General features: G+C 65.0%; 15 protein-coding genes. 8 read left to right on the top strand and 7 right to left on the bottom strand.

The window, feature by feature from the left end; all coding sequences use genetic code 11:
• The 7 genes from QMO14_RS26280 to QMO14_RS26250 all read right to left on the bottom strand — a co-directional run.
• The coding region (locus QMO14_RS26280; RefSeq protein ID WP_301510748.1) for an acyl-CoA dehydrogenase N-terminal domain-containing protein at positions 1 to 672 on the bottom strand (672 nt) is incomplete at its 3' end.
• Between the two features lie 107 nt (positions 673 to 779).
• Positions 780 to 1,310: a MarR family winged helix-turn-helix transcriptional regulator gene (locus QMO14_RS26275; protein ID WP_184605474.1), complete on the bottom strand. Its 531-nt coding sequence runs from the start codon at positions 1,308 to 1,310 to the stop codon at positions 780 to 782.
• Positions 1,311 to 1,388: 78 nt separating this feature from the next.
• Positions 1,389 to 2,195, bottom strand: a complete 807-nt coding sequence (locus QMO14_RS26270; RefSeq protein ID WP_184605676.1) for an alpha/beta fold hydrolase — start codon at positions 2,193 to 2,195, stop codon at positions 1,389 to 1,391.
• 116 nt (positions 2,196 to 2,311) lie between these two features.
• A complete protein-coding gene (locus tag QMO14_RS26265) occupies positions 2,312 to 3,553 on the bottom strand; it encodes a 2Fe-2S iron-sulfur cluster-binding protein (RefSeq protein WP_301510746.1) in 1,242 nt (413 codons plus the stop codon).
• 6 nt (positions 3,554 to 3,559) lie between these two features.
• Positions 3,560 to 4,411: a xanthine dehydrogenase family protein subunit M gene (locus QMO14_RS26260; RefSeq protein ID WP_184605472.1), complete on the bottom strand. Its 852-nt coding sequence runs from the start codon at positions 4,409 to 4,411 to the stop codon at positions 3,560 to 3,562.
• A complete protein-coding gene (locus tag QMO14_RS26255; RefSeq protein ID WP_184605471.1) occupies positions 4,408 to 6,789 on the bottom strand; it encodes a xanthine dehydrogenase family protein molybdopterin-binding subunit in 2,382 nt (793 codons plus the stop codon). The genes QMO14_RS26260 and QMO14_RS26255 overlap by 4 nt, the downstream gene beginning before the upstream one ends.
• On the bottom strand, positions 6,756 to 7,016 hold the full coding sequence (locus QMO14_RS26250) for a hypothetical protein (RefSeq protein WP_301510744.1): 261 nt from the start codon (positions 7,014 to 7,016) through the stop codon (positions 6,756 to 6,758). Before QMO14_RS26250 ends, QMO14_RS26255 begins: the two co-directional genes overlap by 34 nt.
• 275 nt (positions 7,017 to 7,291) lie before the next feature.
• Between QMO14_RS26250 and QMO14_RS26245 the strand changes: the two genes are divergently transcribed.
• From QMO14_RS26245 to QMO14_RS26210, 8 genes are all read left to right on the top strand, one after another.
• Positions 7,292 to 7,609 (top strand): non-heme iron oxygenase ferredoxin subunit, encoded by a 318-nt coding sequence (locus QMO14_RS26245; protein ID WP_184605470.1) that lies wholly within the window; start codon positions 7,292 to 7,294, stop codon positions 7,607 to 7,609.
• Entirely contained in the window at positions 7,606 to 8,859 is a 1,254-nt protein-coding gene (locus tag QMO14_RS26240) for an NAD(P)/FAD-dependent oxidoreductase (protein WP_184605469.1), read from the top strand. Before QMO14_RS26245 ends, QMO14_RS26240 begins: the two co-directional genes overlap by 4 nt.
• A 27-nt stretch (positions 8,860 to 8,886) precedes the next feature.
• On the top strand, positions 8,887 to 10,197 hold the full coding sequence (locus QMO14_RS26235; protein WP_184605468.1) for a Rieske 2Fe-2S domain-containing protein: 1,311 nt from the start codon (positions 8,887 to 8,889) through the stop codon (positions 10,195 to 10,197).
• Entirely contained in the window at positions 10,194 to 10,709 is a 516-nt protein-coding gene (locus tag QMO14_RS26230) for a nuclear transport factor 2 family protein (RefSeq protein WP_184605467.1), read from the top strand. Before QMO14_RS26235 ends, QMO14_RS26230 begins: the two co-directional genes overlap by 4 nt.
• 17 nt (positions 10,710 to 10,726) lie before the next feature.
• Positions 10,727 to 11,722 (top strand): amidohydrolase family protein, encoded by a 996-nt coding sequence (locus QMO14_RS26225; protein WP_301510742.1) that lies wholly within the window; start codon positions 10,727 to 10,729, stop codon positions 11,720 to 11,722.
• Between the two features lie 23 nt (positions 11,723 to 11,745).
• Complete coding sequence (locus QMO14_RS26220; protein ID WP_285414316.1) at positions 11,746 to 12,789, top strand: 2,5-dihydroxypyridine 5,6-dioxygenase; 1,044 nt, start codon at positions 11,746 to 11,748, stop codon at positions 12,787 to 12,789.
• Complete coding sequence (locus QMO14_RS26215) at positions 12,786 to 13,430, top strand: isochorismatase family protein (protein ID WP_301510737.1); 645 nt, start codon at positions 12,786 to 12,788, stop codon at positions 13,428 to 13,430. Before QMO14_RS26220 ends, QMO14_RS26215 begins: the two co-directional genes overlap by 4 nt.
• An 86-nt stretch (positions 13,431 to 13,516) precedes the next feature.
• Positions 13,517 to 14,695, top strand: coding sequence for an ABC transporter substrate-binding protein (locus QMO14_RS26210; protein ID WP_184605463.1), 1,179 nt, complete (start codon positions 13,517 to 13,519; stop codon positions 14,693 to 14,695).
• Positions 14,696 to 14,701 lie beyond the last annotated feature (6 nt).

Genomic DNA, 14,701 nt, shown 5'->3' with positions numbered 1-14,701 from the left:
CCTGCCGATCGCCCGCGAAAACGCATACACGCGGGCCAGCACCAGGTGCACGATGTTCTCCGCCATGTCGTGCTCGCCGTAGGTGATGAAGATCTTGGTGCCGAACACCTTGTAGGTGCCATCGGGCTGCGGCTCGGCGCGGCTGCGCACCATGGCGAGGTCGCTGCCGGCCTGCGGCTCGGTGAGGTTCATCGTGCCGGTCCACTGGCCGCTCACGATCTTCTCGAGATAGGTGGCCTTGAGCTCGTCGGAACCGGCCGTGAGCAGCGCCTCGATGGCGCCGTCGCTCAGCAGCGGACACAGCGCGAAGCTCATGTTGGCCGAGTTGAGCATTTCGCCGCAGGCCGCGCCGATGGTCTTGGGCAGGCCCTGGCCGCCGAAGTCCGCCGGATGCTGCAGCCCCTGCCAGCCGCCTGACACGTACTGCGCRAAGGCTTCCTTGAAGCCCGGCGTGGTGGTGACGGCGCCGTCCTTGAACGACGAGGGATTGCGGTCGCCCGGCACGTTCAGCGGCGCRATCACGTCCTGGTTGAAGCGCGCGCACTCTTCGAGCACGGCCTGTGCGGTTTCGAGGCCGGCATCCTCGAAGCCCGGCAGCTTSGCGATCTCGCCGATGTTGGCCAGATGTTCGATGCCGAACAGCATGTCTTTCAGGGGTGCTATGTAACCCATCTCTATCTTGCTTTTGCAGCAACTCCAAAGTAATCGGGAAATGTGGCCGGGCCGCATAGGGGGCAGCAGCCAGGCGGCAAGAGGCCGCTCGGTATGAATCTGAAGGACTAGCCTTGCTTGTCCATCTTTTCGTGTGCATCCACGAGCTGCGCCAGCAGCTTCATGAAGACGGCGCGATCCTCTGGCGACAGCGGCTCGATCAACAGCTCCTGCGATCGGTGGATGCTTTCCTGCAGGTCGTTGATCAGGTTCAGGCCGTCCTTGGTGATCACCGAAAGTCTTGACCGCCGGTCGTCTGGATTGACGCGCGTTTCGACGAGCCCCTTGTCGCCAAGGCGTTTGAGCACTTCCGCCGTCGTCGTCCGATCCAGGGAAAGCTCCCGGCCGATGGCCTTCTGATCAAGCCAGGGGTTCATGGAAAGTGCCGTCAACATGCCGACCTGCAGCGGCGTGATGCTCTCGGACTTGCACAGATCGAAGAAGATCGCCTGGCCGATCTGGGTCAATCGACGAATCAGGAAGCCCGGGCGACGCCACATCACTTCGCGCAGCGGATTGAAAGGCTCGGGGCCCTGAGGTTTTGCCGCCTCTGCTACGCCACCTGTCTTCTTCTGAGCGGGGGAACGCTTCGTCATCATCTCGAGATCGCCGATAGTCAGCCGGCGAGTGTACCGGCTGCCCTGTGTGTGAATGGATAGCCAATCGCGCCTCCACCGCTACGACAGGTCGATTTTCAGATGCTCGCCGAGCTGGCGATGGAACCCGTCCTCATCGTCCCAAGGGATCATGTGGCCGGCGCCCTGGACCCGACACTGCACCAGGCCTGGCGCGAGTGCTTCGATCTCCGTCAGGTCTTCCGCAAGCACCACGCCGCCTCGTCCCGCCGTCATGAGAAGCCCGGGCGTCTGCAGCTTGGCCAGGTCGGCGTGGATGTCGTCGCTGTGAAAACCGGCATGCGCCTGCACGATGGCCTCCTCGCTGCAGGTATGCAGCCACTCGGCCCGCAGTTGCAGCTGTTCGTCGGTCCAGGTCGGCGCGTAGGGGCGAAGCTCGTCGGCCGTCACACCCTCGATGGCCATCCGGATCGACTCCACATACCAGGACAGCGGCACCGGATAAGGCCGGCGGCCGGGACCGGAGACAGGGGGGTCGACCAGCAGCAGCCTGTCGATGCGACGGGCGTCGCGCGCGGCTGCGCGAATCGCCACGCGCGCGCCCATCGAATGACCCAGCAGCGTCACGGACGACCAACCCTGAACCTCCAGCAGCGCGAGCACGTCGGTCGCCATGGCATCGAGGCTCGCGTCCATGCCGGGCGCGCTGGAGGACAAGCCGCGCCCACGAAAGTCCAGAACATGGACGTCGAAGTGGCGAGCCAGCCGCTCGGCAACGAAACCCCAGGTGATCGCGGGGCTCGTGATGCCGGGCAGCAGGAGCATGCGCGAGCCGTGCCCGCCATAGCGCAGCAAGTGCAGCCGCACCCCGTTCGCGCGTACGTGATAGCCATGAAGAAGGGAACTCATTGCGACTCCGAACTGTTCCATGCACAGTCGCTCTCGCTCCAGGCCGGTGTTGAAAATTGCATCGATGAAAAATCCTGTCATTGCGCCGGGGCTTGCGGCACCCGGCGTGGCCTGTCTCAAGGCCGCGGCGGTCTTCCCAACCAGCCGCGGATGCGGTTCCAGAGCACGCTCCACATCATCGCGGCCATGGAGACAGTGGGCTGCGGCTCACCGGCCGACACCGCCTGCCCGCCCAGCCTGCGGGTGATCTGCTTGCCGAAGTCCGCCACCATGCGGCGCACGAAATCCTTCACTAGGCCGGAGCGGGAGAATTGCGCGAGCGGGCCCTGCAGTGCGTAGATCATGTCTATGTGCACCCGGGTGTTGTCGGTCGACAGCGCCTCCAGCCGATAGCTGATGTCGCCCTGGGTGCGCGATTTGCTCAGGCTGTCCTGCCCGGCCCCCCGGAGGACGGCGCGCTTGGCCGCGTCGTCGCGCTCCAGCCGCGCCGCGCCGGCGAAGGCCGCCGACATCGGGCCGAACTTGATGGCGATGGTGCCCTTGACTCTTTCGCCCTCGTGCGAGTCGATGGTCGCGCCCGGCAGGCACGAAGCCACCGCAGGCAGGTCACCCATGAATTCCCACACCCGATCAAGCGGATAAGGCACGTCGAAATGGACTTCGATCGCGTTGCCCTTCGCCTTGGCCTTGGCCATCGCGACCGGATCGACTTCCGCCATGTCCGCCGCAGCGGACGGTTCGGAGGCGGCCGGCTTCCCGGTCGATGAAGTGGATGTCGAAGTGGATGACGGGGTGGCCGATCCGGCCTGCGCCGCCGCGGCGACACGCTTCATCGTGACCGAGCGCGGCGCGCTCAATCGTTGCCGCAGTTGCTCGAACTGCGCGTCGGGGCTGATGCGCTGTTGCTGAAGGACGTCCAGGATGGCGTCCACGATGCCCTGGTACCCGGTGCAACGGCACAGGTTCCCGGACAGCTCGAGACGCACGCACGCTTCATCAGCTTCGGGCAGGCGAAGCACGATGTCGCGCGCGGTGGTGAGCATCCCCGGCGTGCAGAAGCCGCACTGCAGTGCGTGGTGGCGCGTGAATGCCTGCCGCAGCCGCTGCATCACCGCGTCGTCTTCGTAGCCTTCGATGGTGGTGACCTCGCGGCCTTCGCAAGCCACGGCGAACGTGATGCACGAGCGCGTGGGCTGGCCGTCGACGAGCACCGTGCAGGCGCCGCAGACGCCATGTTCGCAGCCGAGATGCGTTCCTGTCAGGTGCAGTTCGTCGCGCAGGAAGTCGCCAAGATGCATCCTCGGCTCGGTCTGCCGGCTGAAGCTGCGGCCGTTCACTTGAATGGAAATCGGGTCCAAGTCTTTTTACTCCGCTTGTCTGGTGTCGGCAAAGATGCCGGACTGATCGAGTGCGCGCTCCAGGCTGGCCGTGAAGAGCTTGCGGTCGATGGCGTCGCGTTCGGGGAGTGCGGTTTGCACGGCTGCTCGCAGTGCCTCGCGCCCCGCCGCGCCCGTGCCCTTGAGCGCGATCTCGGCCGCCAGCGAATGCAGCAGCAGGGGAGGGCCGTCAGCGGCTCCCAAGACGATTCGCGCTCGCTTGCGTGAGGCATCGAAATAGACCGCCGCACTGGCCTCTGCAAATTCGCCCGGCTTGCGGCAGACCTTGTGATAGCCCCAACGCGTCGTGTGAGTCTGCGAAGGCACCGCGACGGAGACGATGAGTTCATCGGACTCGAGCACGGTCGTGTAGGCGCCGAGCATGAACGCGTCGGCCTCGACCGTGCGTTCGCCTCGCGGCGACCTGACCGTCACGCGTGCGCCGAGTGCCGCGAAGGTTACGACCCAGTCGGCCGCGGGATCGGCATGCGCCAGGCTGCCGCCGACGGTACCTCGGGTGCGGATCGCGCGATAGGCGATTCCGCGAGCAACCTGGCGCATGGGGTGTTCCGCCAGCGGCGCATGCACGCCGTCCTCTATCTCGGCGTGGGTGACGGCAGCGCCGATCTCGATCCAGTCGGCCTTGCGGCTCACCGTCCGAAGGTCGGGAATGTGTGCGACGTCGACCACCTGTGCAGGCCGCGCCAGCCTCAGGTTGAGCATCGGTCCGAGCGACTGGCTGCCGCTCATTGCCTTTGTGGCGCCTGCGCCGGCGGCCAGCGCTGCGATCGCCTCATCCACTTCGAGGACGCGCGCGTATGCGAATTTCGGCGCTTTCATCGAGCGTGCTCCTGTTGGCTCTTCGCGCCTTCCAGCGCCGTGAGCAGGCGGCGTGGCGTCAACGGCGTCATCAGCACTTCGGCGGCGCCCGTGCCGCGCAGGGCGTCGTTCACGGCATTGAAGATCACTGCCGGCGGTGCGATCGCGCCGCCTTCGCCCACGCCCTTGGCACCGAATTCGGTGTGCGGCGAAGGCGTCTCGAAGTGTTCTATGCGGATGCGCGGCACTTCCGTGGCGCCGGGCAGGATGTAGTCCGCCAGGGTGGAAGCCAGCGGCTGGCCCTGTTCGTCGTACGGGCTCTCCTCGTACATCGCGGTGCCGATGCCCTGTGCGATGCCGCCGATGGTCTGCCCTTCCACAATCATCGGATTGACCATGGTTCCGCAGTCTTCGACGACGACGTAGTCGAGGATCTCGACTTCGCCGGTCTCGGTATCGACGGCCACCACCACCGCATGTGTCGCATACGTGAAGGTGCCGGTATCGACGTTGGGCTTGTACGCACGAGACACCTCCAGGCCACCGAGATGAACGTCGGCAGGCAGGTCCTGCGGCGTGAGGTACCAAGCGCCTCCGACTTCCGACAGGGGGATCGACTTGTCGCCGGCCACGGCGCGTCCTTCGATCAATGCGACGGTTGGCGCATCCACGCCCATGAGGTAGCCCGCGATCGACTGGATGCGAGGCAGGAGCTCCTTGCACGCGACCGAGATGGCCCCTCCGGACATGACCGTGGCGCGCGAGGCGTAGGTGCCTGAGGAGAACGGGGTGAGCGCGGTGTCGCCATGCACCACCCGAATCCTGGCCACCGGGATGCCGAGCACGTCGTTGGCGATCTGCGCGAAGCTGGTCTCCATGCCCTGGCCGTGCGAGTGCACGCCGACACGCACTTCGAGTCCACCGTCGGCGGTCATCCTGACCACTGCCTGGTCGAAGCCGGGCACCACCGGCAGGCCCCAGTTGGCGAACACCGTCGTGCCGTGGGCGGACTGCTCGGTATAGGTGGCCGTGCCGAAGCCGATGAGGCGGCCGTCCGGCTCGCCGCGTGCCTGCCGCTCGCGTACCGCGTCCAGTCCGATCATCTCCACGGCGCGCCGCAGGCTTGCGGGGAAGTCGCCGCTGTCGAAGTGTTTGTTGGCCACGTTGACATAGGGCATGGCGGCGGCTGGTACGAGATTCTGCATTCGCACTTCCCAGGGCTCGCGCCCCACTGTACGCGCCACTGCATCCATGAGCAGCTCGATCGCGAAGCAGACGCCGGTGCGCGCGACGCCGCGATAGGCCATGAACCCGGGCTTGTTGGTTGCGACGCAGAGGGTCTCGCACCGATAGCCTCGAAAGCTGTAGGGGCCGGGCAGGTTGCCGATCGCCTGCCCGGGCTCCAGGCCGACGAAGAAGGGATAGTAGGAATAGGCGCCGCCGTCGATGGTGATGATGGCATCCAGCGCCAGCAGCTTTCCGGTGCGGTCCGCATAGGCGGTGAGCCGATAGTGATGCTGCCGCGTATTGGCACCGACGATCAGGTGCTCGCGCCGGTCCTCGAGGTAACGGAACGGCGTGCGGTACGTCTTGGCGAGCCAGGCAACGCACAGGTCTTCAGGGTAGAGCTGCCCCTTGTAGCCGAAGGCGCCGCCGACGTCTGGCGACACGACGCGCACGGCTTCCTCGTTCATCGAGAGGTGCTGGGCGATTCCCACGCGCAGCAGATGCGGAACCTGCGTCGCACTGACGACCACGAGTTGATCGGTCTGGAAGTCCCAGTAGGCGAGCACCGACTTGCCCTCCAGCGGCACGATGCACTGGCGCGACAGCTCGACCGTGCGGCTGACCTTCACCTCGGCCTTCGCGGCAAGCTCCTCGAAGTCGCGGTTGGCGCGCAGCGTGAGAAACACGTTGTCCTTCCAATCGGGATGCATGAACTCTCCCGTGGCTGCGAGAGCGGATTCGGCGCTGTGATAGACGGGCAGCTCTTCATATGAGACCTGCACTTCCTCCAACAGGTCTTCCGCCATGGCGCGCGTCGGCGCAACCGCCATCGCGATGGCCTCGCCGACGTGACGGACCTTGCCGGAGGCCAGTGGCGGCAATGCCGAGTACTGGTAGGTGGGCAGCGAGGACGGCGAGCCGATGTCTGCCGCGTCGGGCATCATCTCCCGCAGGAACACCTTCCCGGCCAGCGCCTCGGGAATCTCGACGCCTGTGACGACGGCATGGGCCAGCGAGCTGCGCAGGAACGCGACCTCCTGGAGCCCCGGCAGCACGAAGTCGCCCACGAAGTTGCCCTTGCCGACCAGATGGCGCGCGTCTTCCTTGCGAGGCACCCGGGCGCCGATGCCTTCGCGCTTCAACAGCCGTGCAGGAATGTCTGCTTGGTCCATGCGTTTCCTTCTCCTTCCGATTTCCATGTGCCGGGCTGCACCGGATGTGCAGCATCGAACACGCGAGATACGAACCGGCCGAATCGATCAAGCCCATCCATCACGGCCACGCTCCCCTGCGAAGGGACGGCCTCGAAGCTTCTTCGCAGGCGGTTCGGCGCGTGGATCGAGACGCCGGCTCGCATGCGCGGCACCTCGGTCCAAAGTGTGATCCGGTCAACAGGCATTGCCGAGTAAGTCAGTTAACTTGCATAAGTGTAAGAGCCATTTGATTGCGTGGAAAGATGTTTCGCTGAAGCCCGGCATAGGGAGCGCAAGTTCTCACGAACATGGTGCATTTCTCCAATGAAAATGCGCCATATCGAGGCGAATTGGCAGATTTCCAAAGTCCATCTTGGGGCATCGGAATTCCGTAGAAACCCGAACAAAAAACACGAGACAAATCGATATTTATGTCAGTACACTGACTACTTTCGATGCTCAAGATCGACAGGATGGAATCATGGAATGGATCAAGGTCGCTTCAGCGCAAGAGCTGAGTAACGACGAAGCGAAGACCGTCAATGTCGCGGGCCAAGGTGTCGCGCTCTTTCGTATCGACGGCGAGTTCTTTGCCACGGACAGCATGTGCACGCATGCCACTGCGCTGCTCTCGGAAGGCTATGTGGAGGACGGCTGCGTGGAATGCCCGCTGCACCAGGGCCGCTTCGACATTCGTACGGGCAAGGCGATGTGCACGCCGGTTACCGTGGATCTGCGCACCCATCCCGTCAAGCGGGAAGGCGACGACATCTATGTGTTGTCGCCCGAAGCCAAATGACGTCGCCCGGCGTTCTCATCATCGGCGCGGGCCAGGCGGCCGCAGTTGCGGCACGTGCGCTGCGCGAACTGGGCTTTCGCGGCGGCATCACGATGGTGGGGCGGGAGCGCCACAAGCCGTATGAGCGGCCGCCGTTGTCGAAGGCCGTTCTGGTGGCAGCGCAAGAGCCCTGTCTCGACGTTCTGGCGCAGGAGGTCTGGGCACTCGGCGACATCGACTTGCTGAGAGGCAGCGATGCGGTCGGCCTGGATGTCTCGAAGCGGCAGGTCCGCCTTGCCGCTGGCCAGATGCTCGCCTACGACACGTGCCTTCTTGCCACGGGTGGGGAGGCGAACACGCTGACATCGGCTCCAGCTGGCCATCCGCACGTGCACTACGTGCGCACGCTGGACGATGCGCGCAGGCTGCGCGCCGCCCTTCATGGCAAACCGCGAGTCGCCATTCTGGGTGGCGGCTTCCTCGGCCTCGAGATCGCTCACGCTGCGATGTCGATAGGCGCGGCGGTGACAGTGCTCGAGCGCGCGACATCCTTGCTCGATCGCTTCCTGCCGCCAGAGGCGTCGACGTGGCTCGAATCCGGGCTGCGCGAGGCCGGTGTACGGCTGCTGCTCGGGACCTTTCTCGGCGGCATCTATTCGATGCCTGGCGGTCGCATGCGGCTGGTCACCGATGCGGGCGATCTGGAGGTGGATGAAGTCGTCGTCGCCGTCGGCCTCTCGCCCAATGATTCGCTGGCCCGCGATGCGGGCTTGGCGATTGCGGCGGGCGGCGGCGTCCTGGTCGACGCGCAGTGCCGCACCAGCGACGAGCGCGTCTTCGCATGCGGCGACTGCACCAGCCAGCAGCGCCCCGGACAGACGGCGCCCGCGCGATTGGAGTCGTGGCAGAACGCCAACGACCAAGCACGCACCGCAGCTGCAGCCATGCTCGGCGTGCCCATTCCCGCGCCAGCGGTTCCCTGGTTCTGGACCGACCAGGGCAAACACAACATCCAGATGCTCGGATTGCCGGCGCCGGGTCTGGACTACCTGCGTCGAGGCGATCCGGCCTCCGGCAAAGCGCTGTGGATCGGCCATCGGGGCGGCGTTCCGCTTCATGGCGTTGCCCTGAATGCGGGCGCCGATCTGCGCGCCATTCGTCCGCTCTTCGAAAAGGGGCTGCCCGTGCCGCTCGACGACTTCCCGCTGAACGCCACCAACCTGCGCGCCTGGGCCAGGCAGATGCAGGCCGGCGCCGCTGCCACCGTTTAACCACCTCTCAGAGCCAAGGAGCTTTCCATGTATCAATCGCAGGCGGTCATCGGCATCACCAATGCCCGAAAGAACCCGCCCCTGGAGCAGTGCGTCTGGCCCGCCGACGCGCTCAACAACATCCCCGATTGGGTGTACACCAGCCAAGCCATCTATGACCAGGAGATCGAGCGCATCTTCCGTGGGGACACCTGGAACTTTGTCGCCCTGGAAGCCGAAATTCCGAACCCTGGCGACTACAAACGCGGCTATGTAGGTGCCACCGCGGTAGTGATTGTTCGCGCGGAAGACAACACGATCTCCGTCTTCGAGAACCGCTGCGCCCACCGCGGTGCCGAATTCTGCCGCTCCAGCCACGGCAACGCCAAGGAGTTCGTCTGCCCCTACCACCAGTGGTCGTACGACCTCAAGGGCAATTTGCAGGGCGTTCCGTTCAAGCGCGGAATCAACAAGATCGGCGGCATGCCGCCGGACTTCAAGAACGCGGAGCACGGTACCCGCCAGCTGCGCGTGGCGACGCGCAACGGCGTGGTGTTCGCCACCTACTCCGACAACACTCCGCCGTTGGAAGAGTACATGACCAAGGAGATCGTCGAGGAGTTCGACGTTCCCTTCTCGGGCAAGAAACTCAGGATCCTGGGCTACTGCCGCAACGAGCTTCCGTGCAACTGGAAGATGTACCACGAGAACCTCAAGGATCCGTACCACGCAACGCTGCTGCACTCGTTCCTTGTGGTGTTCGGCCTTCTCGTGCCGGGCATCAAGTCGATCGTCTTCGCGGACAAGGAACATGGCCGCCACGGCTACATGGCGTCGTCCAAGCCCGACCAGGTCTATGCCACCGTCGCCGCCGACGACAAGGCGGAGATGCGGTCGTTCAGCGACAACCTCCGGCTGCGCGACGAGCGGTTCCTGGACTATGTGCGCGAGTTCGACTCCCCCTGGTCCGCCAACATGATGACCATGTGGCCGAACCTGATCGTGCAGCGCCAGATGAACACGATGGGTGTGCGCCAGATCATCCCGAATGGCCCGAACAGCATGGTGATGCAGTGGACCATGTTCGGTTATGAGGACGACACGCCGGAAATGACGCGGCACCGCCTGCGCCAGGGCAACCTGATGGGGCCGTCGGGCTTCCTCGGCCTCGAGGACAACGAGGCGCTGAAGTTCGTGCAGGAGGGCATCCGCAATTCGTCCACGGACAACAACGTCGTCAAGCTTGATGCCGGCCATCAGGGCACGGCACGCAACCTGATCTCGGAGTCGTGCATCCGGTCGCTCTACGAGTACTACCGGGCCGTCATGGGCATCCGTGTCGCGGAGAACGCAGCATGAGGGAGCAACTCGCCTACGCCAGCTCTGTGGTGTTGCCCCTTCGCGCGGCCGAACTGCGCGCCGAGATCGACTCCTTTCATGTCGAGTACTGCGCCGCGCTCGATGCCAATGACGTCGAGCGTTGGCCCGAGTTCTTCAGCAAGGAAGCGACGTACCGGATCACCTCGCGCCAGAACGCGCTGCTGAACATGCCGGTGGGGCTCGTGTACTGCGAGGGCCTGGACATGATCACCGACCGCGCGCTCGCCGTGGCGCACTCGCAGATGTTCGCGCCCCGGCACATGCTGCATGTCCTGGGCATCACGCGGGTGCTGCGGGAGACGGGCGACACGGTCAGCTCGCAGACCCCCTTCATCCTGATGCAGACCCTCGTCGAGGGGCCTTCCACCGTGCATCTCGCGGGCATCTACCACGACCGTTTCGTGCGCGAAGGCGCAAGGCTGCTCATCGCCAGCCGCGAAGTGGTGCACGACACCGAGATTCTTGACACAGCCCTGGCCTACCCGGTCTGAACCCGATGAGGACAATGATGAATCGAACTCCCAAGATCGCGCTCGAAGAGCACTTCTCCGCCCCCGGCTTCGATGCGTACTCCGCCAAGTACACGCGCGCGCTGCCGGTCGACTTCGTGGCCCGGCTCGACGCCAGGCTGAGCGACTTCGACGACCGGCGCCTCGCCGAGATGGATGCCGGCAACATCGAATACGCCGTGCTGTCGCAGACGATGCCCGGCGTACAGGCCGAGGTGGATAGAACCACCGCCGTGCGGCGCGCACGCGAGAACAACGAGTTCCTCGCCGAGCGCGTGGCGCGCCATCCACAGCGCTTCGGCGCCTTTGCCCACGTTGCGCTGCAGGATCCGACCGAGGCGGCGCGAGAGCTGGAGCGCACGGTCGTCGAGCACAGCTTCAAGGGGGCCATGATCAATGGCCACACCCTGGGGCGCTATTACGAGGGCAGCGAATTCGACGTGTTCTGGGAGCGCGCGCAGGCGCTCGGCGTGCCCATCTACCTGCACCCCAACGCGTTCAGCCAGCCACCTGCGCTGCTCGAAGGCATGCCGGTGCTCCAGGGAGCTGCCTGGGGATGGGGCGTGGAAACGGCAGGGCACGCCTTGCGCCTGCTGTTCGGCGGGGTGTTCGACCGCTTCCCGCGACTGACCTTGCTGCTGGGCCACATGGGCGAGGCCCTGCCGTATCAACGCTGGCGCATCGACAGCCGCTTCGCCGCGTATCCCTCGGGCATCAAGCTGGCCCGCAAGCCCAGCGAGTACATCGGCAGCAACATCCTGATCACGACATCCGGCGTGTGTTCCGCGCCGGCACTGCTTGGCGCCATCGGCGAGCTCGGCGCGCAGGCCGTGCTCTTCTCCGTGGACTATCCCTACGAGTCCACCGCCGAGGCCTGCACCTTCATCGAGCAGGCGCCGCTCGATGAGCAAACCCGTGCACAAGTCTGCTACGGCAATGCCCGCCGGATCTTCAAGCTGGGCAGCCCGCAAGACCTTGCGCTCCTGCAGATCTGACACTTTCAAACAAAGGACGAAAAATGCCAGTCAGCGATTATCAAATGGTCAAGGCCTGGGACGAGGTCCTGAAGCTCAGCAAGGTGGAGCGCGGCCAGAAGGTCTCGATCCTGTGCGGTCCCCACACCCATCCGCAGACGCTTCAGACCGCGACGATTGCAGCCCAGGCCGCGGGCGCGGTCGTCACCAGAATCGAGCTGCAGCCCATCAACGCCGAGAAGGCCCCCAGCCGGGACCTGATGAACTACCTGGGCGAGACGCCGCTCACCAACAATCCGGTTGCGCTCGCGGCGATGAAGAACAGCGACATCGTGCTGGACCTGATGCTGCTGCTCTTCTCGCCCGAGCAGATGGAGATCCTCGAGTCGGGAACGAAGATTCTCCTGGCGGTCGAGCCGCCCGAGGTGCTGGTGCGGGCCGTGCCCACCGAGGCCGATCGCCAACGTGTGCTGGCGGCGTCCAGGCTGCTGAAGTCGGCCAGAAAAATGCATGTGACGTCGCCCGCTGGCACGGACGTGACTTTCAAGCTCGGCGATTTCCCGACCATCTCCGAGTACGGCTTCTGCGAAGAGCCTGGGCGCTGGGACCATTGGCCGAGTGGCTTCCTCTTCACCTTCGCCAACGAGGGCGGCAGCGACGGCACCATCGTGATCGACCGAGGCGACATCCTGCTGCCGCAGAAGAACTACGTCTCGGACAAGATCACCATGCATCTGCGCGAAGGCTTCGTGCGGAGCATCGAGGGTGACATCGACGCCGCCTTGCTGCGCGAGTTCATGGAAGCGTACAAGGACCCCGAGGCCTACGCCATCGCGCACATCGGCTGGGGAATGCAGCCGCGCTGCTACTGGCACACGCTGTCGCTGGTGGACCGCGAAGCCACTTCCGGGCAGGACGCACGCGCGTTCGAAGGCAACTTCCTGTTCTCGCTGGGCCCGAACAACGAAGCCGGAGGGCCGCGCACCACGCCCTGCCACCTCGATATTCCCTTGCGCAACTGCACGGTGAAACTCGACGATGTCGTCGTGGTTCGCGACGGCAAGGTCATCGACGAGGCCTTCCAATGAGCGCTGATCCGGACATCTACCAGAAGCAGGGCTTCGGCAATGCCGTCGCGCCGAAGGCGCCGTACGGCCTGCTGATCATCGACTTCGTCAACGGATTCGCCGATCCGCTCACGTTCGGCGGCGGCAACATCGAGCCGGCCATCGAATGCACGCGCGGCCTGCTGGCCGCCGCGCGCGAGCGCGGATGGCCGGTCGCCCACACGCGGGTCGTGTACCAGGACGACGAAGCCGACGCCAACATCTTCGCGCTCAAGGTGCCGCCGATCCTCGCCCTGCGGGAGGACGCGCCGCAAAGCCAGATCGTTCCGCAGCTGCAGCCCCGCAGCGGCGAACTGGTGCTGCGCAAGATCCATCCCTCGGCCTTCTTCGGCACTTCGCTGGCTTCCTGGTTGTCCCAGCGCGGCGTGCAGACCTTGCTGATCGCGGGATGCACCACCAGCGGGTGCGTTCGTGCCAGCGTGGTCGACGCAATGTGCCACGGCTTTCGCCCTCTCGTCGTCACGGACTGCGTGGGCGACCGGTCGCTTCAGGCGCACGAGGCCAATCTGTTCGACATGGAACAGAAGTACGCGACCCTGATGCCCCGCGACGCCGCCCTGCAGGCGAGCGAAGCGGTACTGCCCCACGGCGCCCAGGCCTGAAGCCAAGCCTCGCCCCACGATTCCCGACCCACCTCTCGTCAAAACCCGGGCGCATGCCCTGCCAGCGACCCTACCTGGAGAAGAAGATGACCCTCAAACTCATTGCCGCGATGGCGGTCTCACTCGCGACGCTCGCCTTCCAAAGCCGCGCCGACGTCGTCAAGGTGGGTGTGATCGCACCCATGTCCGGACCGTTCTCCGCGGTGGGGCAGACCTGGGAGGGTGCGACCAAGGCCTATCAGAAGCTTAACGGCACCACTGCGGGCGGACACACGATCGAGGTCATCTACCGCGACCTGCCGGACATCAATCCCGCGCAGGCCAAGGCATTGGCCCAGGAGCTCATCATCAAGGAAGGCGCCCAGTACATCGCCGGCCTGTATTTCACGCCCGATACCTTGGCTGTCGCCGCACTCGCACAGGAGGCGAAGGTGCCCGTCGTGATCTTCAATGCGTCGACCTCGTCGCTTCTCGAGAAGTCTGACTACCTGCTGCGCACCTCGTACACACTGCCGCAGATGGCGGTGCCGGTGGCGAAGTACGCGCTCGAGAAGAACGTGAGGAACGTCGTGTCGCTGGTCAGCGACTTCGGCCCAGGCCTCGACGCCGAGAAGGCCTTCAACACCGCTTTCGTCGCCGGCGGCGGCAAGCTGCTCGAAGCAATCCGTGCGCCGCTGAAGACGACGGACTTCGGCCCCCTGATGCAGCGCGTGAAGGCGCTCAAGCCCGATGCGCTCTACGTCTTCGGTCCGGGGGGGCCGGCCACCTACGCGATGGTCAAGGCCTACAACGAAGCGGGGTTGAGGGCCGCGGGCGTGCGCTTCCTGGGCACGGGCGAGACGGATGAAGACCAACTGCGCGCGATCGGCCCCGAACTGCTGGGAATCGAGACCGGCATGTTCTATTCGGCGACGCACAACTCGCCGCTGAGCAATGCCGCCGTCAAGGCCTTGGCCGAAGTGGCACCCAAGGCCATCCCGACCGTCCAGCTCGCGAATGCGTACGACGGCCTGCATGTGATCTATCACATGGTCAAGGCGACCGATGGCAAGCGCGACGGGCCCAAGGCCATTGCCGCCGCCAAGGGCTTTTCCTGGGAAAGCCCGCGTGGCCCGGTGAAGATCGACCCCGCCTCCCGCGAGTTCGTGCAGAACGTCTACATGCGGGTGGTCGAGAAGGATGCGGCCGGGCGCTTCGTCAATCGCGAGTTCCGCACCTTCGAGATGCAGCCCGACTACGGCCGCATCCAGAACGCAACCAAGTAGGAAGAG

Origin of the sequence: Variovorax sp. CAN15, assembly GCF_030462475.1 — a bacterium.
Lineage (GTDB): Bacteria > Pseudomonadota > Gammaproteobacteria > Burkholderiales > Burkholderiaceae_C > Variovorax.
The sequence above is the reverse complement of the archived record's forward strand: the minus strand, read 5'-3'. Positions and strand labels throughout refer to the sequence as shown.